Below are 23,207 nucleotides of genomic sequence, written 5' to 3' on the forward strand. Positions count from 1 at the left end.
ATCATTGATCTACCGGGCTCGTTTCGTCACTAGACACGGGTAACTTTACCAGACTTCAAAGTCTTGGTTGAAACCCAAACGCGCTTAGGCTTGCCGTTTACAAGAATGCGAACTTTTTGAAGGTTTGGCTTCCAAGAACGACTTGATGAGTTCAAAGCGTGTGAACGCGTTTTACCAAAAGTGGTCTTCTTACCGGTTACGAAATCTTTTGCCATGCTGCTAAACCCCCTTTACATGTCATGTCATACTATTAGACTTTACCATAAAGTTTGACCTTTTTCAATTATTATTTTGAAAAGTATTTTCCAGAAAATAAAGTTGGAACTGTTAGCTTTTGATCTCGTTATGATAAAATAAGGATGTATATTGGAAATAAGACGGAGGATAAACATGGCTGTTAAAATCAAGACAAAGTATGGTTTGATTGATATTTCAAACGGTGTAATTGCAACTGTTGTTGGTGGTGCAGCTACGTCTAACTATGGCGTTGTCGGTATGGCATCCAAGAATGCCATCAGAGACGGAGTCGACAGCATTTTGAGTCGGGCAAACTACAAGCGCGGCGTCGTTGTTAAGTCTGACGAAAATCAAGTAACTGTTGATGTCTATATTATTGTTGGCTACGGCTTGAAAATTTCTGAAGTAAGTCGTAATGTACAAGACAGTGTCAAATATAACTTAAGAAGCCAGCTGGGGATCGACACCAAGGCGGTCAACGTCGTTGTTCAAGGTGTAAAGGTTCTCGACGACTAGATAAGTGGAGGATTCAATATTGGTTTTAAGTGAAATTAGCAGTAAAGAATTTAGAGACATGGTGCGGATTGCCTCTCACCGGATGAGCAAGAACGTGCAATTCGTCAATGATCTAAATGTTTTCCCAGTTCCTGACGGCGACACTGGCACGAATATGAATCTCACGATGGAAAGCGGGGCTAAGGCCGTTTACGAAAACGCAAGCAGCAGTGTCGGCGACTTGACCGAAAGCCTGGCTAAGGGGATGCTGATGGGCGCGCGCGGCAACAGTGGGGTTATCACCTCCCAGCTCTTCCGCGGCTTCTACAAGGCAACTCAAGGCAAGACCACTTTGAACGCCCAGGAATTGGCAAATGCCTTTAGCAATGGTGTAGCTACTGCCTACAAGGCTGTGATGAAGCCGGTTGAGGGGACCATCTTGACTGTGGCCCGGGTCGGCGCTCAAGCAGGTGCTAACAAGGCAAATGAAACCGATGATGTAGAAGAAGTAATGCAGGCGATCGTTGAAGGCGCCAAGGAAGCTTTGAAGAGCACTCCTGACCTGCTACCAGTTCTTAAGCAAGTCGGCGTGGTTGACTCCGGCGGCCAAGGTCTGGTCTTTATCTATGAAGGCTTCCTGGAAGGCCTTTTGGGTGAAAACTTCGATGACAAGTACGTGCCAGATGCTGACGACATGAACTCCTTGATCAACGCTACCCACCACCAGGCAGTGCAAGGGCAACTGGCAACTTCCGACATTGCCAACGGCTACTGTACTGAAATCATGGTTGACCTCAAGGCTGACGTGCCAAACAAGAAGCCATTCGACCTGGAAGAATTCAGAAGCTACCTGTCAGAACTGGGTGACTCCCTCTTAGCAGTTTCTGACGGAGAAATCGCCAAGGTTCACGTTCACACTGAATACCCAGGCAAGGTCTTCCTTTACGGGTCACAATTCGGCCAATTGGGCAAGATCAAGATCGACAACATGCGGATTCAGCACGAAACGATCGTTGACAACGAGCAAGAACAACAAGAAAGCGTTGACTTTGCAGTGATCGCAGTGGCTTCCGGCAACGGTGTCCGCAAGCTCTTTGAAAGCGAAGGGGTCAACCGGATCATCTCCGGCGGGCAAACCATGAACCCTTCAACTCAAGACATCATGGACGCCATCACCAAGTCTGGCGCCAAGCAGGCGATCATCCTGCCAAACAACGGCAACATCATCATGTCCGCCAAGCAGGCTGCTGAAGTTGCTGAAATCCCAGTCGGCATCGTGCCTTCCAAGACTATCCAGCAAGGTTTAACTGCTATGCTGGCCTTCAACCCGGAAGCCAGTGTTGACGCGAACGTTGAAGCCATGACTGATGAACTTGGCTCTGTCAAGTCCGGTGAAGTAACCCGGGCAACCCGTGACACTGAAATCAACGGCGTTGAAATCCACAAGGGCAACTTCATTGGTATCGTTGATGGCACTATTGTGGTTGACGACGTTGATCCAATTGTCGCAACTGTCGCTATGACAGAAAAGATGCTGGATGAAGACTCTGAAATCGTGACCGTGATGTACGGCAGCGATGCTACTGAAGAAGAAGCCCAGGCAGTTGTTGACCGCCTGGAAGCAGCTCACGAAGATGATGACTACGAATTCGAAATTCACGACGGTGGCCAGCCAGTTTACAACTTCTTGATTTCTGTAGAATAATGACTTTAAACGAAGCTATTTTCAGACCGGTGACGGCCTTGAAGGGCGTGGGGGCCAAGACGGCAGAAGCTTTGCAGTCGCTGGGCATTTATAGCATCTACGACTTGCTCTTCTACTTCCCTTACCGCTATGACGAACTGGAGAACCTGCCGCTGGACCAGCTGGAGGACGGACAGAAGGTCATGCTGAAGGGGATCGTGGCCACCAACCCCTACCAGAATTACTTTGGCTACCACAAGAGCCGGGTCAGCTTCAAACTACGAATTGATCATGATATTATCATGGTCAATTTTTTTAACCAGCCATGGCTGACCAAGCAGCTGAGCGTGGGCCAGGAAATCGCCGTCTATGGCAAATATGACCTGAGAAAGCAGTGCCTGTCAGCTTATAAGCTCTTAGCCAATAAAAACAGTGATGACGGGATGGCGCCGATTTATTCGGTCAACCGGCAGATCAAGCAAAAGAAGCTGCAGACCATGATCGACCTAGCGATTGCCGAAAGCATGGATGAGATGGGCAATGCTGTGCCAGAGGACTTGCGGAAGCACTACCGGCTCATGGCTGACCAGGACCTGGTCATCGCCATGCACCACCCTAAAGACCTGACTGAGGCTAAGGAGGCCCGCCGAAGCGCTGTTTTTCGGGAATTCTTCCTCTTTCAAATGCAGCTGGCCTTGATGTCCAGCCAAAATAAGAGCCACAGTGGTTATGCCAAGCATTACGACCTGGAAGAAATCGGCAAGCTGACCAAGTCTCTGCCTTTTGCCCTGTCTCCTGACCAGAAAAAGGTGATTAATGAGATTTTTGCCGATATGTTTGTTGACCAGCAGATGCAGCGCCTTCTTCAGGGGGACGTTGGGTCCGGGAAAACCGTAGTGGCCGTGTTTGCCATTTACGGGGCAGTGACAGCTGGCTACCAGGCCGCCTTGATGGTGCCAACTGAAATTCTGGCCAATCAGCACTATCACAAAATTTCCGCCATGCTGGAAGATTTCGGCGTCCGGGTGGCCCTCTTAACGAGATCAACTAAAACCATGGAGCGGCGGGAAATCTACAAGGAGCTGGCTGATGGCAGCATTAATGTGGTGATCGGCACCCATGCCTTGATCCAAGAGCAAGTGTCCTTTAAAAAGCTGGGCCTGGTTATTATCGACGAGCAGCACCGTTTTGGCGTTGTCCAGCGCCTGGCCTTGATCAACAAGGGGGACCGGCCGGATATCCTGGCCATGACGGCGACCCCGATTCCCCGTTCATTGGCCTTGACTGTTTATGGCGACACCGCCTTGTCAGAAATCAGACACTTGCCAGCCGGCCGTAAGCCGATTAAATCCTACTGGAAGACCAGCAGCCAGCTAGATGAGGTGTATTCATTGATGCGCCAGCAACTGGCGGAAGGCTTCCAGATTTATGCGGTTACGCCCTTGATCAGTGAGTCGGAAACGATTGACCTGGAAAATGCTGAAGCCCTGCACGACAGGCTGGCCGGCGAATTTCCAGACCAGGAAGTTGTCCTTTTGCATGGGAAAATGGCGGCAACTGACAAAGAGCAGATCATGGACCGCTTTGCGGCAGGGGAGGTCGATATTCTGGTTACTACCAGCGTGATTGAAGTTGGCGTTGACGTGGCCAATGCCAACTTGATGGTTATCTTTGACGCTGACCGCTTTGGCTTAAGCCAGCTCCACCAGCTGCGTGGCCGGATCGGCCGGGGGCAGACGCAAAGCTACTGCGTCTTTTTAGCTGACCCGAAGACAGAAGCCGGCAAGCAGCGAATGAAGATCGTGGCTGAAACTAACGACGGCTTTAAGCTCGCCGAAGAAGACCTCAAGATGCGGGGCGAGGGTGACCTCTTTGGCAAGGCTCAGTCAGGCCTGCCGGAATTCAGGACGGGCAGCGTTGTCAGCGACTACCAGGTCATGGTGGTAGCCAGGGATGAGGCCAAGCGGATCGTCCAGGCTGATCCGGACCTGAAAGCAGAAAAGTTGGCAGACCTGCAAGCTGTGATAAAATATAAGAAAATCGTACAAGCGAGAGCTTAGTCCAATATAGAAAAAGAGATTATTGATGAGAAAAATCGCGATTGACGCCATGGGCGGGGAAAACGCTCCTGAGGCGATTGTAGAAGCAGTTTTAAAGGCCAAGCCTGAACTGCCGGAAGACAAGTTTATCTTCTTCGGCGATGAAGGAAAGCTGAAAGAGCTGCTGCCAGCAGGCGATGACCAGATCGAAATCGTGGCCACCACGGAAGTTATTCTTGATGAAGATGAGCCAGTCAAGGCCATGCGGACCAAGAAGGATTCTTCCATGGTCGTGGCAGTTAACTGGGTCAAGGAAGGCAAGGCAGACGCTTTGCTGTCACTAGGCAATACCGGGGCCCTGTTAACCTGCGGGATCTTCATTGTCGGCCGAATCAAGGGCGTGGCCCGGCCAGGCCTCATGCCGACCATGCCAGTTGAATCTTCAGATGACGGCTTCAACATCATTGACGTTGGCGCTAATGCTACTAGCAAGCCGGAATACCTGCTGCAATGGGCGGAAATGGCCTCCTACTATGCGGAAAAGGTTCGTGGCGTTTCCAAGCCAAGAGTAGCTCTTTTAAACAATGGGGCTGAATTTGACAAGGGCGACGACCTGCACAAGGAAGTCTACCAGCTCTTGCAGGACAGCTCCCTGAACTTCACCGGCAACATTGAAGGGCACGAACTCTTGCAAGGAAAGGCCGACGTTGTGGTCACAGACGGTTTTACCGGCAACGCGGTCTTAAAGAGCATCGAAGGAACGGCCAGCGTCATCATCCACATGCTGAAAGACGGCCTTTTGAACAATGGTGTTAAGGCCAAGCTGGGGGCCCTGCTGGCTAAAGACGCCTTGAAGTCTGTAGCCAGCCGCTTTGACACGGCCAAGTATGGCGGGGCGGTTTTGCTCGGCTTAAACTCACCAGTCGTCAAGCAGCATGGCCGGTCAGACGCCCGGGCCGTCTACTACGCGGTTAAGCAGATCGACAAGATTTTGGCTGAAGACTTAACAAATACCTTTAAGCAAGAATTCAGCAAGTAAGGATAAGAAAAAGAAAATAGCCCAAGCAAGCGGGCAGTTAGAAATTATAGGAGAAAGAATAATGACTGAAGCAGAAATTTTTGACAAGATTGCCACTTTGATCGCTGACAACTTCCAGCTGGACAAAGACAAAATCACTATGGACACTAACTTTACCAAGGATCTGGACGCTGACTCCATCGACTTGGTAGAATTCATCATGCAGCTGGAAGACGAATTCGGCGCTGAAATTCCTGATGAAGACGCTGCTAAGATTATCACAGTCGCTGACGCGGTAGCTTACATCAAGAGCCACCAAGGCTAAAGTGCATTGAAAACGAAATGAAAACAACTAATATTTAATTAGCATTTGCCAAAGAAAGATCTGCGGCAAATGCTTTTTTTGTGGTCTCTTTCCAAGAAATGGCGGCAAATATGATAAAAAGCAAACAATAATTTAATGATTATGATGTGGATTGGCAGAAACGATGAAGAAATAACTAAAAAACACTGGAAAATAATTAAAAATACTGACTAATAATTATTTTGAAGGAGAAAAAAGTTGGATAATCAGCAAAACGTTTTACTAGACGTCGAAAAGCTTCATACCGGCTACCGCCTGCAGGGCGAGTTCTATGACGCGGCTGATGGCATCGGTTTTACTCTCAAGTGCAACGAAATTTTGGCTATTGTCGGCGAAAGCGGCTGCGGCAAGAGTACGATTGTCTCCAGCATCGTTGGCCTGTATGACCGAAAAAACACCCGGGTCGAAGGAGAAATTAGGTACAAGAACCTGAACTTGGTCAATTTGAGTGAGGATTTGTTTAACCAAGTTCGCGGCAACAATATTGGCATGATTTTTCAAGACCCGATGGCCAGTTTGAACCCTTTGATGAAGGTTGGGGACCAGGTAGCGGAAGCCTTGCTTTACCATACGGATATGAACAAGCAGCAGCGCCGCGACCGGGTGATTGAACTCTTCAATCAAGTAGGGATGCCTAAGCCGGAAGCCATGTATGACATGTACCCGCATGAACTTTCCGGTGGTTTGCGGCAAAGAGTTGTCATCGCGATGGCGGTGGCCTGCAAGCCGGAAATTATCATTGCTGACGAACCAACGACTGCTTTGGACGTGACCATTCAAGCCCAGATCCTGGACCTGCTCAAGAAGATCCAGAAAGAATCGGACTCTGGCATCATTTTGATCACCCACGACTTGGGCGTTGTAGCGGAAACGGCTGATGAAGTAGCCGTGATGTATGCGGGACAAATTGTAGAAAAAGCTGATGTGAAAACTTTGTTTACTCATCCTTTGCACCCGTACACCCGGTCATTGTTAAATTCCATTCCACAGTCAGATGGTGACAAGGATGACCTGCATGTAATCCAGGGAACTGTTCCTTCACTGAAAAACATGCCGCGGACCGGCGACCGCTTCGCGGCTAGAATTCCTTGGATTCCAGCTGAAGCGCATGAAGTAGACCCGCAGCTGCACGAAGTTGAGCCAAATCACTTTGTCCGCTGCACCTGCTGGAAAACTTTCCACTTTCAAGATGAAGGATAGGTAGCAAGTATGGCAGAAGAAATTATCCAAGTTAAAGATCTGAAAGTCCACTACCCAGTCCGGTCGGGCTTTTGGAACAGAATTACTGATTATGTCCGGGCAGTTGACGGGGTTTCTTTTTCAATCAAGGAAGGGGAAACTTATGGCTTGATCGGTGAATCAGGCTCCGGCAAGTCCACGACTGGCAAGGCAATCGTTGGCGTGGAGAAGGTTACCAGCGGGCAGATTCTCTACAAGGGTGAAGACATAACCAAGGAATCCGTCCGCCGGAAGGTGAACTACAACAAGGACGTGCAGATGATCTTCCAGGACTCCATGTCCAGTCTTAACCCCCGCAAGCGGATTGAAGACATTATCGCAGAACCGATCCGGAACTTTGAAAACTTGACCACTGACCAGGAACGTGACCGGGTCCAGGAACTGCTGAGCATCGTCGGAATGCCAAGTGACGCGATTTACAAGTTTCCCCATGAATTTTCCGGTGGTCAGCGGCAGAGAATTGGGATTGCCCGGGCAGTTGCCACTAATCCGAAATTAATCGTGGCCGATGAGCCAACGAGTGCTTTGGACTTGTCAGTTCAAGCCCAGGTTTTGAACTTCATGAAGCACATCCAACAGCAGTACAACATTGCCTTCTTGTTCATTTCCCATGACCTGGGTGTGGTCAAGCACATGTCAGAAAATCTGGCAATCATGCACCGGGGCCGGTTGGTGGAAGTGGGCAGCCAGGAAGAAATTTACAAGAATCCGGCGCACATTTATACCAAGCGCCTCTTGTCCGCGATTCCGAAGGTTGATGTTGAACACCGGGCGGAACACGCGGCTAGACGGCGGGAAATCGAACGGGAATTTTTGCAGGACCAGGCAAACTGGTATGATGCAGATGGCCGGGTCTACCCATTGACCGAGGTTGGCCCCAACCACCAGGTTGCCCTGCCTAAAGAGCAGATCAGGGGAGGAGAATAGCAAATGTGGAAAACAGTATTAAGACGGGTTTTGATCATGATCCCGCAATTGATCCTGCTTAGCATTATTGTCTTCATGCTGGCCAAAATGATGCCAGGGGATCCCTTTACCGGTTTGATCAACCCTAACTCAAGTCCTAAGGAAATTGCCCGCTTAAAGCAGGCATATGGTTTGAATGACCCGGTACCGGTGCAATACGTACGCTGGATTAAGAACCTCTTGCATGGTGATTTGGGGCAAAGCTACATCCAGCACGTCCCAGTAGCATCTTTGATTGCCGACCGGGCCCAGAACACTTTCTGGCTTTCGCTTTTGTCAACCATCTTTCTTTACGGCATTGCTATCCCGATGGGGATCAGCGCCGGCAAGCATGAAGGTGAATGGCAGGACCGGGCAATCTCAGTTTTTAACTACGTGACATATGCTATCCCAGGCTTTGTCTTCTACCTGCTGGGCCTTTGGCTTTTCGGCTTTACTCTGGGCTGGTTTCCGATCAGCGGGACGGTTGCCGCCAATGCCAGTGGCTTCTGGGGAGTTTTCTTTAGCCGCCTGCAGCACATGATTTTGCCGGCAATTCTCTATGCGATCATCGCCACGACTGGGACAGTGCAATACCTGCGAACCGGGATCATTGACAACAAGGTGGAAGACTATGTTAAGACTGCCCGTAGCAAGGGCGTGCCGGAAAAAGTCGTCTTCAACAAGCACATCTTGCGGAATTCTTTCCTCCCGATCGCTGCCTTTATGGGGAACACCATCACCGGTCTGCTTGGCGGGTCACTGATCATTGAAACGGTCTTCTCCTTCCCGGGGATGGGTAAGCTTTTCCTTGACTCAATCAGCCAGCGTGACTATACCACTTTGACGGCTTTGATTATGATTTTCGGGACCTTGACCCTGCTGGGCAACCTGCTGTCTGACATTATCATGAGTCTGGTTGACCCGAGAATTCGCGTGAAGTAGAGGTGAAATGATGGCTTTATTTACTGTTGGTAAAAAGAAGCAGGATGACCGGGCCCAAATTCCACCATCCGCTTTAAAGATTACTTTTAGAGAAATTTTTAAAAGCAAGGCTGCGACTATAGCCTTTTGCACCATTGTCGTTATTTTGCTACTTACCTTTGGCGGTTCTTTATTCCTTGACAGCAGCAAGGTTACTGAAATGCACATTTTGGAATCATACGCCGGCTGGGGACAAAACGGCCACTTGTTGGGAACTGATGACGGTGGCCGGGATATTTTGAATCTGTTGATCATGGGCGGGCGCAACTCGATTATGATTGGTCTCTTGGTCACTCTTTTCTGTGAACTGGTTGGCTTAATAGTCGGCCTTGTAGCCGGCTACTATGGCGGCACTACTGACTCCATCATCATGAGAATCGTCGACTTCGTGCAGATTTTGCCGCAAATGCCAATTTTGATCGTTTTGGTAACGGTTCTGCCAAACTATAATGCCATGACTTTGGTTCTGCTGATTTCGATGTTCGGCTGGACGGGTGAAGCCAGATACTACCGGTCATTCATTCTGTCACAAAGAGAAAGAGACTATGTTCTGGCGTCTAAGACTTCAGGCTCTTCAAATACCAAGATCATGTTCCAGGAAATTCTGCCAAATATTGCATCAATGATCATCATAGATGTCGTTTTGAGCGTTTCCGGCAACATCGGGATTGAAACTGGCCTGTCTTTCATCGGCTATGGTTTGCCAACCAAGATTCCATCTTTGGGGACCTTGATCGGTTTTGCCAATGACCCGGTTAACATCATTGACCGGCCGTGGCTCTGGCTGCCGGCAACTGTCCTGCTTTTGGTGATCTGCTTGAGCATCAACTATGTCGGCCAGGCCCTGCAAAAGGCTGGCGACGCCCGGCAAAGATAAAATTAAAATAATTAGCATTAAATTAAATTTCTCATTGACTTTTAAAAATGAAAATGTTAAAGTAAAAGGCATGAAAGATAAACTTTGTGAATTGCTATCTCGATAACTATTCATATGCTGTGTGTTTTATCTTTTGAATATATTGTGTGGAGGTAAATTAAATTATGAAGAGAAGAATGCTCGGAACATTTGGAGTACTTCTGGCCGGGGCAGCTTTGCTGGCCGGTTGCGGCAAGAGCAGCTCCAGCTCCAGCAACAGCGGGGCTAAGGATGCCAAGAAATTCCCGGAAGCTACGGCAACTGCAACTGCCAAGAAGGGCGGCAGCATCACTATCGCAGAAGAATCTGACACGCCAGTCAAGGGTGTTTTCTTGAACGAACTTTCTGACAGCCAATATGACCAAGACTTTATGGCTTTTGGGAATGAAGGTCTGTTCGCAACCGATGATCAATACAAGATCAATAACAAGGGTGCCGCTACCTTCAAGATGGACCGGAAGGCCAAGACGGTCACTATCGAAGTTAAGAAGGGGGTCAAGTGGTCTGACGGCAAGCAGGTAACTGCCAAGGACGTTGAATACTCTTACGAAATCATCGCCAACAAGGCCAGCCAGTCATCCCGCTACACCAGCTCACTTGCCGACATCGTCGGCTTGGCAGAATACCACGATGGCAAGTCCAAGAAGATCTCCGGGATCGAAATGCCTGATGGTGAAAACGGGCGCAAGGTGGTTCTGCACTTTAAGGAAATGAAACCAGGCATGACCCAGTCCGGTAACGGCTTCTTCTGGGAATATGCCGCACCTTACCACTACTTGAAGGATGTACCGTTCAGCAAGTTGCAATCCAGTGACAAGGTCCGGAAGAATCCACTTTTCTTTGGTCCTTACAAGCTCTCCAAGCTGGTCCGGGGCCAATCAGCTACTTGGGTAAGAAACCCTTACTACTACCGTGGCAAGGCCAAGCTGGACAAGATCACCATCTCAGTAATCTCACCAAACTCTGCTTCCCAGTCAATCAAGTCCAAGAAGTTTGACATGATCGACGTTGTTAACTCCCAATGGAAGGAAGTTAAGGGGACTAAGGGCTATAACTTCGTTGCCCAAATTCCATTGTCATACTCATACATGGGCTTCAAGGTCGGCAAGTGGGACAAGAAGACCGGCTCAGTCAAGATGAACAAGAACTCTAAGATGAGCAACCGCTATCTCCGTCAAGCCATGGGTTATGCCATGAACGTTGATGAAGTAACCCAGCACTACACCCAAGGCTTGTCTTTCAGAGTTAAGACTCTAGTGCCAGAAGCCTTCGGTGACTTTTATGACAAGAGCGTGAAGGGCTTCCCACTGAACATCAAGAAGGCCAACGCTTTGTTGGACAAGGCCGGCTACAAGAAGAAGAAGGGTGAAACCTACCGCCGGGATCCAAATGGCAAGAAGTTAACCATCCACCTGGCAGCCATGAGTGGGTCTCCAAACCAGGAAGCAATCGTGCAAAACTACATCCAGCAATGGAAGAAGATCGGCCTGCACGTAACTTTGACCACTGGCCGTTTGATCGAATTCAACTCCTTCTATGACAAGGTACGAAACGATGACCCATCAGTAGACGTCTTCATGGCCGCATGGTCCCTGTCCAGTGAACCTACCCAAGATGACCTCTACGGTCCTAAGGCTCCTTACAACTTTACCCGTTTTGCAACTAGTGAAAACACTAAGCTGCTGAAGGAAATGAACAGTGACAAGGCCTTTAACCACAGCTACCGGGTACAAAAGTTCCACGAATGGCAACAATACATGCAAAAGGAAGCCTTTGTAATTCCTTTGACTAACTCATACTCGATCACTGCGGTTAACAGCAAGCTGGTCAACTACTCAACTAAGCCATCAAAGGCAGCTACCCTGTGGTACGAAACTGGCTTTAAGAAGTAAGAGATAATAAATAATTTCTCAAAAGAGGAGGTTTTCCCTCCTCTTTTTTCTGTTCTCCCGGCTTAGGACCCGGTCTTGCCCCTTTTGTTATGGTAAACTATATTATGTAGCAATTTAGCAAAAGGACTCTTGATTGATGAAAAGACTAACGAAAATAACGCTTTGCCTGTTAGTGGCCCTAAGTCTGGCGGCCTGCGGGCAAAAGACGGATAAAAGCAAGCAAAATGGCAACAGCGGGGCAGAAGATGCCATGCAGTTCCCAGTGGCTACCAGCTTTGCCAAGACGAAAAAGGGTGGTAGCATCAAGGTAGCCTTAGAAACTGATACTCCTTTCACGGGGATTTTTTCTGATGAACTGGCTGATTCAACAACTGATGCCACTTTGGCCCAGTTTGGCTCTGAATCTTTATTTGACACGGACAACAGCTACAATATCACAGACAGCGGGGCGGCAAGCTTCAGCCTGGACCGGCAGGCCAAGCAGATCACCATTAATATAAAAAAAGGGGTCAAGTGGTCTGACGGCAAGCAGGTCGTGGCTAAAGACGTGGAATATGCCTATGAAGTAATTGCCAACAAGGCTACAAAAAGTTCTCACTATACTTCTTCCCTGCAGGATGTGGTGGGCTTGAAGGAATACCATGACGGGAAAGACAAGACGATCAGCGGGATCGAAATGCCGGATGGGGAAAATGGCCGCAAGGTCGTGATTCACTTTAAAGAAATGCACCCGGGGATGCTGAAGTCCGGTAACGGCTACTTCTGGGAATCTGCCCTGCCATATCACTACCTTAAGAATGTGCCTTTCAGCAAGCTGAGAACCTGCATCGAAATCCGCAAAAAGCCTGTTTACTTTGGACCTTACAAGGTCCAGAGCATTGAAGCGGGCCAGAAGGTGGTTTGGACCCGCAATGAATACTACTGGCGGGGGACGCCGAGCTTGAGCAAGATCACCATCTCCATTATTTCGCCAAAGTCGGTCTCCACGGCCATTAAAGAAAAAACTTACGACATCATCGAAGTTGTTAACTCCCAGTGGCAGCAGATCAGGACTACCAAAAACTACAGGTTCGTGGCCACGATTCCTTTGAGCTACAACTATCTGGGCTTCAAGCTGGGGAAGTGGGACGAGAAGACCAACTCAGTCAAGATGAATAAGAATTCCAAGATGGCCAATAAGTCTCTGAGACAGGCTATTGGCTACGCGATGAACGTCACCCAGATCCAGCGCAAGTATACGTCTGGCTTGACCTTCCGCATCAAGAGCTTGATCCCGTCGCAATTCGGCGACTACTACGATGACAAGAGCAAGGGTTATCCTTATAACCCAGCTAAGGCGAAAAAGCTTTTGGACAAGGCAGGCTACAAGCTCCGGTCGGGGGAAAAATATCGGCGTGACCCGCAGGGGCATAAGCTGGTGATCCACCTGGCTGCCATGACCGGTGACGCCAGCCAAAGCAAGATCATCAACAACTACATTAAGAAGTGGAAAGAAATTGGCTTAAACGTCAAACTGACCACTGGCCACCTGCTGGAATTCAATACTTTTTACAACCTGCTCTTCCAAGATGACAGCCAAGTCGACATGTTCATCGCCGGCTGGACTTTAAACAATGAGCCTTCCCAAAATGGCATCTACGGGGCGGGGACCCAGTACAACCTGGAGCGTTTTGCTACCAAGACCAATACCCAGCTTTTGGAAGCGATGGACTCAGATGCCGCCTTTAACATCGACTACCGGATCAAGGTCTTCAAAAAGTGGCAAAGGTACATGCAAGAGCAAGCCTTTGTAATTCCTTTGACCAGTTCCTACAAGATTACAGCCATCAACAAGCAGCTGGTCAACTTCTCTTATGAACCGGCAGAAATGAACAACAGCCATCCATTATGGTATAAAATCGGCTATAAAAAATAATCTGCGACTCTGTTTTGTCCATTTGCCGGACAAGGCAGAGTTTTTTCTTGGATTTAGGTAAAAAAGCCGCCCTTATGGCGGGCTTTTGATATAATTCTTAGTGTTATGAAAGGATGTATAGTTCATGGTCTCAACTAAATTTATTAAAATGCTGGATGAAAAATACGGGATCCGCTTCAAGGATGTCCGCTTGCTGGAGGAAGCCTTTACCCATTCCTCCTATGTCAATGAAAATCCCGGCAAGACTTTGGGGAATTATGAAAAGTTGGAATTTCTGGGAGACGCGGTATTGGAATTCACAGTCTCTGACTACCTTTATCGCCACTTCCAGCACTTAAATGAAGGGGAACTGACCAGATTGAGATCAAATATCGTCCGCACTGAAGGCTTCTCAAAAGTGGCCTTGGACTGCGGCTTTAAAGAAGAAATCAACCTGGGCGTTGGCGAGGAAAAAGCTGGCGGCCGCAAGCGCAAGGCCCTTTTGGAAGACGTCTTCGAAGCCTTCAACGGTGCCTTGTTCTTAGACCAGGGGATTGAAGCTGTCGAAAAGTTCCTTAGCCAGACCGTTTATCCTTTAATCGCGGCTGGCTACTTTACCCCGTCCCGGGATTTTAAGACGGACCTGCAGGAACTTTTGCAGCAAAACGGCAGCGTGACCATCGAATACCGGGTGTTGAATGAGAGCCAGCAGCCGCCCCACTTTGAAGTTGAAGTCCTGGTCGACGGAAAGAAGCTAGCTAGCGGGGAAGGACGCAACAAGAAGAAGGCTGAGCAGGACGCGGCCAGCCACGCCTTGGAGAACTTGAATGGAGGAAAATAGTGCCTTTAACTAGTTTGATTTTGGAAGGCTTCAAGTCTTTTGCAGACAAGACGGTGATTGACTTTACTAAAGGGATTACCGGCATTGTCGGCCCTAACGGGTCAGGCAAGAGCAACATTACTGAAGCCATTCGCTGGGTCATGGGGGAAGGCAGTGCTAAATCACTGCGTGGCCGCAACATGAAAGACGTGATTTTTGCCGGGAGCCAGTTCCGCAAGCCCTTAAACCGGGCAGAAGTGACCATGGTTTTCGATAACCGGGACCGGGAACTAGATTTTTCAGCTGACCAAGTCTCAATTACCAGGCGGATCTTAAAGTCCGGCGACAATGAATACTTGATCAACCAGCAGCCGGTCCGTCTGCGGGATGTCCGGGCTCTCTTTCTGGATTCCGGCATTTCCCAAAACAGCCTGGCTATTATTTCCCAGGGGCGGGTGGACCAGATCCTCAATTCCCAGGCCCGGGAAAGACGAGGAATTTTCGAAGAAGCAGCCGGGGTGCTCCACTTTAAGCAGCAAAAGCAGCAGGCTCAAGGGCAGCTGGAGACGACCAATGACAACCTGATCCGGATCAACGACCTGGTCAACGAGCTGGAGAAGCGGCTGGAGCCCTTGCATGAACAGAGCTCCTTGGCCCAGGAATACCAATTCCAAAAAGCCGCCCTTGATGAGGACTTAAAGACCCTGCTGGCCTTTGAAATCGCCGACTTGGCCCAGGAAGAAAGGGAAGTTTCCCAGAAATTGGCCAAGAGCCAGGAACTTCTAAGTCGGCTGGACGCGGAAGTCAAGCAGTCCCAGGCCAAGCTGGCAGCTAAGCGGCAGGAATTCCAGCTGGAAAGCCAAAAGCGGGACCAGGTGCAAGCGGAAGTCCTTAAATTGACCAACCGGCTCTCAGAAATCAACACTTCCTTGCAGGTTTCCCAGCAGTCCCGGCAGTTTGACCAGGCAACCAGGCTGGAATACCAAAGACAGCTGGCTGATTTAAAGGAAAATCTGGCGGCTACGGATGCGGAAATCAGCAAATTGGCTGACCAGGAAGCTGAATATGCCGGGCAATTGGATCAGCTGAAAGGCAAAAGACAAAAGCTGGTCGACCAGCTGAAAGAAGACCCGGCCAGCCTCAAGTTGAAAGTAGAAGACCTGCGCTCGCAATACATTCAGACCTTGCAGGACCAAACCAGTGCCAACAACCAGCTGGTTTACCTGGAAGGGGAAATTAAGCGGGCCAAAGAGAGCAAGGACCAGCGCTATGAAGATGCCTCCAGCCAATTGGCCAAGAGCCAGGAAGAACTGGAAGGCTTGCGGTTGAAAAGGCAAAAGCTGCGGGCAGAAAATGACCAGCTGCAGGCGGAATTAAAGGAAGCCAGCGACCAATTAGGGAAATTAGCTGCCGAACAGCAGGTTGCCCAAAAGCAGCTGCAGGCAGATTTGACCAACCTCCAGCGGCTAACTGCCCGCCGGGATGCCCTGGTCAATATCCAGAAGCGGCATGATGGCTACTATGCGGGGGTCAAACAGGTTTTAAACCAGCCAGACCGCTTCCCGGGCATTATCGGGGCAGTTGGGGAGCTTTTAACCTTCCCGGCTGACCTGGAAGCAGCCATGACGACTGCCCTTGGCGGTAGCGTTCAAAGTCTGGTAGCTAGAGACCGGATGGTGGCTAAAGATGCCATCCAGCAGTTGAAGGTCAGAAGACTGGGCCGGGCAACTTTTTTGCCCCTGGATGCATTAAGATACCGGGCAATTCCCGCTTCAACCCGGCAGGCTCTGGAACGCTTTGCCGGCTTTCAAGGCCTGGCCAGCGAATTGGTTGAGGCTAAGGGCGATACTGACATTTCAGAAGCTATCCAGTACCTGCTAGGCAGCATCATTATCGTTGACAATATGGACACGGCCCTGGCTGTCTCCAGGCAGATAGGCCACTACCGGGTCGTTACCCTGGACGGGGATGTTATCAGTCCCGGTGGGGCCATGACTGGCGGGGCCCACAACCAGCGGAATAATTCCCCTTTGCAGACAACGGCTGAAATCAACAAGACGACCGACATGCTGGAGGAATTAGAAAGACAGTTCCATATCAAAGAAGAAAAGCTGGCAGACTTAGACAAGCAAGTTAAAGACAAGCAGGAGACCCGGGAGCAAATCAGTCGGGACCTACAGAGCCTGCAGCAGGACTTGAGCGCGGCAGTCTTGACCTTCCAAAGCCAGGAAAAAGAAGTCAAGCGCCTGGAAAGCGCCGTTCAGCTCTACCAGGCCCAGCAGGCTGAACAAGCTGCCTACCTGGCAGATTTGACTGACAAAGTAAAGGCCCAAAAGATTAAGAAGGAAGAGCTGGCCGCTTTGGCCGACCAGCAAAAACGCGACCTGGCCAGCCTGCAAGAGACCATTCAGAACTACACTGATTTAAACCAGGGCGTGCAAGAAAAATTGGCTGAGCTTGACCCGCAATTGGCGGTTTTAGCCAACAAGCAGGAAAACCTGCAAGCCAGAAAGGCTGAGCTCGGCCGGCAAAAGGCGGCTATCCAGAAGCAGATCGGGCAGCTGGAAGAAAAACTGGCTGCTTTGGACAATTCCAGTCAATTGTCAGCCAGCAAGAAAGAGGAGCTGGGCCTGGAGAAAGACCGGCTCCTGGCTGAGCAAAAAGACAAGCAGGCTGACCTGGATGCAGCCAGCCAGCTTTTGGGCCAGCTAAACGGGCAAATCAACCAGCTGGAAGCCGTGGCGACCAGAAACTATGACTTGCGAAAAGACGCGGCTAGTGAACAAGAAGAGTTCTCAGTCAAGCTGGCCACGGTTAAAGGTCAGCTCAAGCAGCGCCTAGACAGTTTAAGGGAAGACTACTCTTTGACTTATGAAGCCGCGCTTTCCCAGGCCAAGCTGGAAAATACGGAAGAAAACCAGCAGAACCTGCGCCGCAGCGTCAAGCTGCACCGGATGTCTTTGGAAGACATCGGCCCGGTCAACTTGGGCGCGATTGACGAATATAAGGAAGTCAAGGACCGCTATGACTTCTTGAAAGGGCAGCAGAACGACCTGCTGGAAGCAAGAAGCAACCTGCAGCAGTCGATGGATGAATTGGACCAGGAAGTCAAGGACCGCTTCGGTCAGACCTTCCAGCAGATTTCGGCCTCTTTCAGCCGCCTTTTCCCGGTGGTCTTTGGTGGGGGCAATGCCCGCTTGACCTTGACGGATCCAGACGATTTGCTGGAGAGCGGGGTGGAAATCATCGCCCAGCCGCCTGGCAAGAAACTGCAGCGCTTGAGCCTTCTGTCCGGCGGAGAGCGGTCGCTGACGGCGATCACCTTGCTTTTTGCCATGCTGGAAGTCAACCCAGTGCCATTCTGCGTGCTGGATGAAGTGGAAGCGGCCCTGGACGATGCCAATGTCGTCCGCTTTGCCCGTTTCCTGCGCCAATATGACAGCCAGACCCAGTTTATCGTGATTACGCACCGGCGGGGGACCATGGAACAAGCCGACCAGCTCTACGGGGTGGTCATGCAGGAATCCGGGGTATCCCAGATTTTGTCGGTCTCCTTGAAAGATTTAAAAGATGAGGTATAATCGTGGGATTATTTGATCGAATCAAAAAGAGCCTGTTCGGCCAAAAAGACGAAGAAAAGCCAGAAGAAGTCAAGGCTGACCAGGAAGAAGCCGCAGAAGAAAATGCTGAAACAGAAAATGAGGCAGTTGCAGAGACTACTGAAACTTCTGAAGAAGCGGTAGCAGAAAAGGCTGAAGAGCAAGAAGAAACCGCTGATGAAGAATCTACTGAAGCAGCTGAAGAAGAATCTGCTGAAGTTACAGAAGATGTAGAAGAAGAAACAGAAACTACTGAAACTGCAGAAGAAAAGACTGAAGCTGAAGAAGAGACCACTGAACCAGCAGAAGAAAGTACAGAAGAAAAGACAAACGAGCTCTATGAAAAGGGGCTGGAGAAGTCCAACAAGGGTTTTGGTGCCCGCCTCAATGCCTTTTTGGCTAAATTCAGAACGGTTGACGAAGACTTCTTTGACGACTTGGAAGAATTGCTGATTGAATCTGACGTTGGCTATGAGACCAGTGAAGAACTGACTGACCAGCTCAGAGAAGAAGCCAAGCTGCAAAAGGCCAAGAGCCGGGATGACTTAAAGCGGGTCATTGTTCAAAAGCTGGTGGAAGTCTATGACGAAAATGCCAACAGCGAAAACGAAAAGCTGGCCTACGATCCAAACGCCAAGCCAAATGTCTACCTCTTCGTCGGCGTCAACGGGGCCGGCAAGACCACTACGGTCGGCAAATTGGCCAAGCGTTTCCACGACCAGGGCAAGAAGGTTCTGTTAGTCGCTGCCGACACTTTCAGAGCCGGCGCGGTTGAGCAGCTGGTTGAATGGGGCAAGCGGACCGGTGTTCCAGTCGTAACTGGCCCAGACAAGGCTGACCCGGCTGCCGTGGTCTACGACGGCTTAGAGCGGGCGATCGCGGAAGAAGCAGACTATCTCTTGGTTGACACGGCCGGCCGTTTGCAAAACAAGGTCAATTTGATGAACGAGTTGGAAAAAATCCAGCGGACCATCAAGAAGCGCCTGCCAGATCAGCCGGCTGAAACCCTCCTGGTTCTGGACGGGTCAACTGGCCAAAACGCCCTCCTGCAGGCCAAGGACTTTGACAAGACGACCAAGCTGTCTGGTTTAGTCTTAACCAAGCTGGACGGGTCCTCCAAGGGTGGGGTGGTTCTGTCCATCCGCCACGAAATGAAGCTGCCAGTCAAATTGGTTGGCCTGGGCGAAAAGGCAGAAGACCTGGCCGACTTTGACGCGGCCAACTATGCCGTCGGCCTCTTCCACGACCTGCTGTAGTTTTAAAAAAGCTGAACCGCTACTTCCGCGCCTGGGTGGCCGAAGTAACCGACCAAGCCCAAGGCCTCACTGGCGAAGAACTGACCACCTTTTTGACCAAGGCTAACCAGGAAACGGTGGCCCACTGCCGCCAGGAAAGCGAAAAGCTTTGGGGCCAGCTCTTTAAGGAAGCCATCAAGCTGTCCAAGCTGACTTTTAATATGGATAAAAATCTCTAAAAGTACTGCACTTGCAGTACTTTTTGCTATACTGGTAATTAGGTGAAAAAGATGGATGAATTGAGCAAAAACGAAGCTCTGGGTGACCTGTACGCCATGTACGGCGCCTTGCTCACCCAGGGCCAGCAGGATTATTTTGAAGATTATTACTACAACGACCTGTCTTTAGGCGAAATTGCCGACAACCGGAATGTTTCAAGACAAGCGGTCTATGATAATTTGCGGCGCAGCGCCAAGTCTTTGGAAAAATACGAAGACAAGCTGCGGCTGCTGGCCAGTTACGGCCAATTGGAAGAAGGCATCAGCCAGGCCTTAGCCAGCCTGGCCGCCGGTGACCAGGAAACGGCCAAATTGCAGCTGGAAGACTTGCTGCAGATAATTAGAGGAGAATAAAATGGCATTTGAAAATTTAAGCGAACGTTTGCAGAAGGCCCTACGCAACTTGACCGGGAAGGGGAAGATCTCTGAAGAAGACATCAACGCCGCCTCCCGGGAAATCCGCCTGGCCCTGCTTGAAGCCGACGTCAACTTCAAGGTGGTCAAGGACTTTATCAAGACCATCAAAAAGCGGGCCCTGGGCCAGGAAGTGCAGGAATCACTGACTCCAGGCCAGCAGGTCATCAAGATCGTCAATGAAGAACTGACCAAGATGATGGGGGAAGAAGCGGTCGGCTTAACCAAGTCACCGCACATCCCAACTGTTATCATGATGGTCGGTCTGCAAGGTACTGGTAAGACCACCACGGTCGGCAAATTAGCCTACCGCTTGATGAAGGAAGAAAAAGCCCGGCCGTTTTTGATTGCCGGCGACATCTACCGGCCAGCGGCCATTGACCAGCTCAAGCAAATCGGGGCGGACTTAAAGGTCCCGGTTTACAGCGACCCGGAAGAAAAGAGCGTGGCCAAGATTGTAGAAGACGGTCTGGCAGAAGCCGCCGTCCACAGAAACGACTACGTGATCATCGACACGGCCGGCCGGCTGGAAATCGACGAACCTTTGATGAAGGAACTGGAAGAAGTCAAGGCGGTTACCCAGCCGGACAACATCCTCTTGGTAGTTGACGCCATGACTGGGCAAGCCGCTGCTGACGTGGCCAAGACCTTCAATGAACGCCTGGACGTGACTGGGGTCATCTTGACCAAGCTGGACGGTGACACCCGAGGCGGGGCCGCCTTGTCTATCAGAGCCATCACCGGCAAGCCAATCCTCTTCACTGGGCAAGGGGAAAAGCTGACCGACCTGGAAGTCTTCCACCCGGACCGGATGGCTTCCAGAATCCTGGGCATGGGGGACATGCTGACCTTGATCGAAAAGGCCCAGCAGGACTACGATGCCAAGCAGGCGGAAAAAGTTGCCCAGAAGATGCGGGAAAACACTTTTGACTTCAACGACTTTATCGACCAGCTGGAACAGGTGCAAAAGATGGGGCCGCTGGATGAAATCATGAAGATGATTCCCGGTATGGCCAATAACCCGCAATTGAAGAACTTCTCAATCGATGAGAAGCAGATCGCCCACACCAAGGCCATCGTCTACTCCATGACGCCAGCCGAAAGAGAAGACGAAAGCCTGCTTAACCCGAGCCGGCGCCGGCGGATCGCGGCCGGGTCAGGCGTGCCGATTGTGGAAGTCAACCGGATGATCAAGGAGTTCAAGACGGCCAAGGACATGATGTCCAAGGTGACCAAGGGGAACTTTAAGGACTTGGAGAAATTGCCTGGCATGAACAGTCCGATGGCCAAGATGGCCATGCGGCGGATGGGGAAGAGCTTCAAGAAGAAGAAGGTCAAGAAAATGAAGAAGGTCAAGCGCTTCCACTCATAATTTTAAAAAAAGAGCAGGCTGTTAAGTAAAAACACTTTACAGGCTGCTTTTTGGGTGTTATAGTATAACTATTAAAATTTAGGAGGACTAATTAATGTCAGTTAAGATTCGTATGCGCCGTATGGGTGCCAAGAGAAAGCCATTTTACCGGATTGTTGTAGCAGATTCACGTGCACCTCGTGACGGCCGCTTTATCGAAGAAGTTGGTTACTACAACCCAGTTTCACAACCAAAGGAATTGAAGCTTGATGAAGACAAGATCTTTGAATGGCTGAAGAAGGGTGCACAACCTTCAGACACTGTTCGTTCACTTCTTTCAGGCGCTGGCTTGATGGCTAAGTTGCACGACGAAAAGTACAACAAATAATTGGAAAAGGTTTGGGGCACTAGCTTCAAACTTTTTTTGTTGAAAAGGAAAAATATACACCATGAATTACTACAATGTTGGCAAAATTATCGCGACCCATGGCTTGAAAGGTGAAGTCAAGGTCGCTTTGACCACCGACTTTCCAGAAGACCGTTTCAGAGCTGGTTCCCGCCTTTACCTGGGCGACGATAGCCGGGAAGTGACGGTAGCTGCTGGCCGGCCCTTTAAGCAGTTCTGGCTGGTAACTTTTGCGGAAATCACTGATATTGACCAGGCGGAAAAGCTGAAGGGGACAGAAATCTTGATCAGCGAAGAAGACCAGGGGGAACTGCCTGACGGGGTCTACTACTACCGGGAGCTCTTGGGCTGCAAGGTCCTGGACGATGAAAGCGGGGAAGAAATCGGCGAATTGACTGATATCGAAGCGCCAGGCGCCAATGACATCTGGGAAGTAACTGACGAAAACGGCAAGAGCTTCTGGCTCCCATACATCCCGCAGGTCGTTAAGAGCGTGGATATTGATAAAAAAGAAGTCCGGGTTGAATTAATGGAGGGCTTGAGATAGTGAACATCAACGTATTGACTCTGTTTCCTGAAATGTTTACCCCCTTGCAGGTTTCCCTGCTGGGCCGGGGCCAGGAAGATGGCAAGTGGAAGCTGAACCTGGTCAACTTCCGCGATTTTTCTGACCGGCCGCACAAGTCAGTCGACGATACTCCTTATGGGGGCGGGGCCGGGATGGTTCTCCAGGTCAAGCCGATCAAGGATGCCCTTGATTCACTGGAAAACAAGGGCAAGGTCATCATTACGGCTCCCCAGGGGAAGACCTTCAATGAACAGATGGCCCAGAAATGGTCTAAGGAAGAAAACCTGACCTTCATTTGCGGCCACTTTGAAGGCTTTGACCAGCGGGTTTACGACCTGGCTGACGAAATGGTCTCAATCGGTGACTACGTTTTGACTGGTGGGGAACTGCCGACCATGAGCATGATCGATGCCACTGTCCGCCTTCTGCCAGGGATTCTGGGCAATGCCCTGTCTACAGTTGAAGAATCCTTCTCAGACGGCCTTTTGGAATATCCGCAATACACCCGGCCAGCTGATTTTGAGGGGCAAAAGGTGCCGGAAGTCCTCCTTTCAGGCAACCATGGCAAGATCAATGAATGGCGGCACTACCAGGCTTTAAAGGCCACCAAGCTGCACCGGCCGGACCTGCTGGAGAAGCGGGACTTGACCCCGGAAGAGGTCAGAATGCTGCGGCAGATCAGAGAAGACGAGCAGGCTGAAGAAGACAAGCTATAGAAAAGGGAAATTAGATGACCCTGCAATGAAGAAAGCTTTTTTCCAACCGGATCCTGGACCGGGGAAGGGACTACTGGAAAAAGGACTGGGTCTACGCGCCCAGCTACAGTGAA

General features: G+C 50.2%; 20 protein-coding genes and 1 pseudogene. 20 read left to right on the forward strand and 1 reads right to left on the reverse strand.

Translation table 11 applies throughout. The annotated features are described in order from the left end of the window. Nucleotides 1–29: 29 nt before the first annotated feature. Nucleotides 30–215, reverse strand: coding sequence for a 50S ribosomal protein L28 (gene rpmB / locus FD23_RS09055; protein WP_002879709.1), 186 nt, complete (start codon nt 213–215; stop codon nt 30–32). Between the two features lie 175 nt (nt 216–390). Here rpmB and FD23_RS00235 point away from each other — a divergent pair, with 175 nt between their 5' ends. From FD23_RS00235 to trmD, 20 genes and pseudogenes are all read left to right on the forward strand, one after another. Further along, nucleotides 391–753: an Asp23/Gls24 family envelope stress response protein gene (locus tag FD23_RS00235; protein ID WP_002879711.1), complete on the forward strand. Its 363-nt coding sequence runs from the start codon at nt 391–393 to the stop codon at nt 751–753. A gap of 19 nt (nt 754–772) precedes the next feature. Continuing rightward, complete coding sequence (locus FD23_RS00240; protein WP_025896261.1) at nt 773–2,437, forward strand: DAK2 domain-containing protein; 1,665 nt, start codon at nt 773–775, stop codon at nt 2,435–2,437. Continuing rightward, complete coding sequence (gene recG / locus FD23_RS00245) at nt 2,437–4,476, forward strand: ATP-dependent DNA helicase RecG (protein WP_025896260.1); 2,040 nt, start codon at nt 2,437–2,439, stop codon at nt 4,474–4,476. The genes FD23_RS00240 and recG overlap by 1 nt, the downstream gene beginning before the upstream one ends. A gap of 25 nt (nt 4,477–4,501) precedes the next feature. Then, entirely contained in the window at nt 4,502–5,494 is a 993-nt protein-coding gene (gene plsX, locus FD23_RS00250) for a phosphate acyltransferase PlsX (RefSeq protein WP_025896258.1), read from the forward strand. Between the two features lie 61 nt (nt 5,495–5,555). Further along, nucleotides 5,556–5,798, forward strand: a complete 243-nt coding sequence (gene acpP / locus FD23_RS00255) for an acyl carrier protein (protein ID WP_003611988.1) — start codon at nt 5,556–5,558, stop codon at nt 5,796–5,798. A 237-nt stretch (nt 5,799–6,035) separates the two neighbouring features. Continuing rightward, a complete protein-coding gene (locus tag FD23_RS00260) occupies nt 6,036–7,037 on the forward strand; it encodes an ABC transporter ATP-binding protein (protein WP_025895407.1) in 1,002 nt (333 codons plus the stop codon). 9 nt (nt 7,038–7,046) lie between these two features. Continuing rightward, complete coding sequence (locus FD23_RS00265) at nt 7,047–8,003, forward strand: ATP-binding cassette domain-containing protein (protein WP_025895406.1); 957 nt, start codon at nt 7,047–7,049, stop codon at nt 8,001–8,003. A 3-nt stretch (nt 8,004–8,006) separates the two neighbouring features. Continuing rightward, nucleotides 8,007–8,966: an oligopeptide ABC transporter permease gene (opp4B, locus tag FD23_RS00270; RefSeq protein ID WP_025895405.1), complete on the forward strand. Its 960-nt coding sequence runs from the start codon at nt 8,007–8,009 to the stop codon at nt 8,964–8,966. A 10-nt stretch (nt 8,967–8,976) separates the two neighbouring features. Then, nucleotides 8,977–9,882 carry an ABC transporter permease gene (locus tag FD23_RS00275; RefSeq protein WP_044880479.1) on the forward strand — a complete coding sequence of 302 codons (906 nt, stop codon included), beginning with the start codon at nt 8,977–8,979 and terminating at the stop codon, nt 9,880–9,882. Nucleotides 9,883–10,046: 164 nt separating this feature from the next. Further along, nucleotides 10,047–11,813 (forward strand): oligopeptide ABC transporter substrate-binding protein, encoded by a 1,767-nt coding sequence (locus FD23_RS00280; protein WP_025895404.1) that lies wholly within the window; start codon nt 10,047–10,049, stop codon nt 11,811–11,813. Between the two features lie 136 nt (nt 11,814–11,949). Next, nucleotides 11,950–13,728 carry an oligopeptide ABC transporter substrate-binding protein gene (locus tag FD23_RS00285; RefSeq protein ID WP_052933701.1) on the forward strand — a complete coding sequence of 593 codons (1,779 nt, stop codon included), beginning with the start codon at nt 11,950–11,952 and terminating at the stop codon, nt 13,726–13,728. 124 nt (nt 13,729–13,852) lie between these two features. After that, nucleotides 13,853–14,548, forward strand: coding sequence for a ribonuclease III (gene rnc, locus FD23_RS00290; RefSeq protein ID WP_025895403.1), 696 nt, complete (start codon nt 13,853–13,855; stop codon nt 14,546–14,548). Next, nucleotides 14,548–18,108, forward strand: coding sequence for a chromosome segregation protein SMC (gene smc / locus FD23_RS00295; protein WP_025895402.1), 3,561 nt, complete (start codon nt 14,548–14,550; stop codon nt 18,106–18,108). The genes rnc and smc overlap by 1 nt, the downstream gene beginning before the upstream one ends. 2 nt (nt 18,109–18,110) lie before the next feature. Further along, nucleotides 18,111–19,382, forward strand: coding sequence for a signal recognition particle-docking protein FtsY (gene ftsY / locus FD23_RS00300; RefSeq protein WP_025895401.1), 1,272 nt, complete (start codon nt 18,111–18,113; stop codon nt 19,380–19,382). A 2-nt stretch (nt 19,383–19,384) separates the two neighbouring features. Beyond that, nucleotides 19,385–19,600: pseudogene (locus FD23_RS00305) on the forward strand (C69 family dipeptidase); the annotation flags it as partial. Between the two features lie 51 nt (nt 19,601–19,651). Next, nucleotides 19,652–19,993 (forward strand): YlxM family DNA-binding protein, encoded by a 342-nt coding sequence (gene ylxM, locus FD23_RS00310; protein ID WP_025895400.1) that lies wholly within the window; start codon nt 19,652–19,654, stop codon nt 19,991–19,993. Between the two features lies 1 nt (nt 19,994). Next, nucleotides 19,995–21,425 (forward strand): signal recognition particle protein, encoded by a 1,431-nt coding sequence (gene ffh, locus FD23_RS00315; RefSeq protein ID WP_025895399.1) that lies wholly within the window; start codon nt 19,995–19,997, stop codon nt 21,423–21,425. Between the two features lie 94 nt (nt 21,426–21,519). After that, entirely contained in the window at nt 21,520–21,792 is a 273-nt protein-coding gene (gene rpsP / locus FD23_RS00320) for a 30S ribosomal protein S16 (protein ID WP_002879737.1), read from the forward strand. Between the two features lie 61 nt (nt 21,793–21,853). Beyond that, complete coding sequence (rimM, locus tag FD23_RS00325; protein ID WP_003615480.1) at nt 21,854–22,357, forward strand: ribosome maturation factor RimM; 504 nt, start codon at nt 21,854–21,856, stop codon at nt 22,355–22,357. Then, nucleotides 22,357–23,094 carry a tRNA (guanosine(37)-N1)-methyltransferase TrmD gene (gene trmD / locus FD23_RS00330; protein ID WP_025895398.1) on the forward strand — a complete coding sequence of 246 codons (738 nt, stop codon included), beginning with the start codon at nt 22,357–22,359 and terminating at the stop codon, nt 23,092–23,094. The genes rimM and trmD overlap by 1 nt, the downstream gene beginning before the upstream one ends. Nucleotides 23,095–23,207 lie beyond the last annotated feature (113 nt).

The sequence above is a fragment of the Lactobacillus delbrueckii subsp. delbrueckii DSM 20074 = JCM 1012 genome, from assembly GCF_001433875.1.
Lineage (GTDB): Bacteria > Bacillota > Bacilli > Lactobacillales > Lactobacillaceae > Lactobacillus > Lactobacillus delbrueckii.

Coding starts and splice junctions, on each gene's coding strand:
- ffh (WP_025895399.1), top strand. CDS start 19,995: ATGGCATTTGAAAATTTAAGCGAACGTTTGCAGAAGGCCCTACGCAAC.
- FD23_RS00235 (WP_002879711.1), top strand. CDS start 391: ATGGCTGTTAAAATCAAGACAAAGTATGGTTTGATTGATATTTCAAAC.
- plsX (WP_025896258.1), top strand. CDS start 4,502: ATGAGAAAAATCGCGATTGACGCCATGGGCGGGGAAAACGCTCCTGAG.
- FD23_RS00275 (WP_044880479.1), top strand. CDS start 8,977: ATGGCTTTATTTACTGTTGGTAAAAAGAAGCAGGATGACCGGGCCCAA.
- rnc (WP_025895403.1), top strand. CDS start 13,853: ATGGTCTCAACTAAATTTATTAAAATGCTGGATGAAAAATACGGGATC.
- rimM (WP_003615480.1), top strand. CDS start 21,854: ATGAATTACTACAATGTTGGCAAAATTATCGCGACCCATGGCTTGAAA.
- recG (WP_025896260.1), top strand. CDS start 2,437: ATGACTTTAAACGAAGCTATTTTCAGACCGGTGACGGCCTTGAAGGGC.
- rpmB (WP_002879709.1), bottom strand. CDS start 215: ATGGCAAAAGATTTCGTAACCGGTAAGAAGACCACTTTTGGTAAAACG.
- ylxM (WP_025895400.1), top strand. CDS start 19,652: ATGGATGAATTGAGCAAAAACGAAGCTCTGGGTGACCTGTACGCCATG.
- rpsP (WP_002879737.1), top strand. CDS start 21,520: ATGTCAGTTAAGATTCGTATGCGCCGTATGGGTGCCAAGAGAAAGCCA.
- opp4B (WP_025895405.1), top strand. CDS start 8,007: ATGTGGAAAACAGTATTAAGACGGGTTTTGATCATGATCCCGCAATTG.
- FD23_RS00285 (WP_052933701.1), top strand. CDS start 11,950: ATGAAAAGACTAACGAAAATAACGCTTTGCCTGTTAGTGGCCCTAAGT.
- FD23_RS00280 (WP_025895404.1), top strand. CDS start 10,047: ATGAAGAGAAGAATGCTCGGAACATTTGGAGTACTTCTGGCCGGGGCA.
- acpP (WP_003611988.1), top strand. CDS start 5,556: ATGACTGAAGCAGAAATTTTTGACAAGATTGCCACTTTGATCGCTGAC.
- FD23_RS00265 (WP_025895406.1), top strand. CDS start 7,047: ATGGCAGAAGAAATTATCCAAGTTAAAGATCTGAAAGTCCACTACCCA.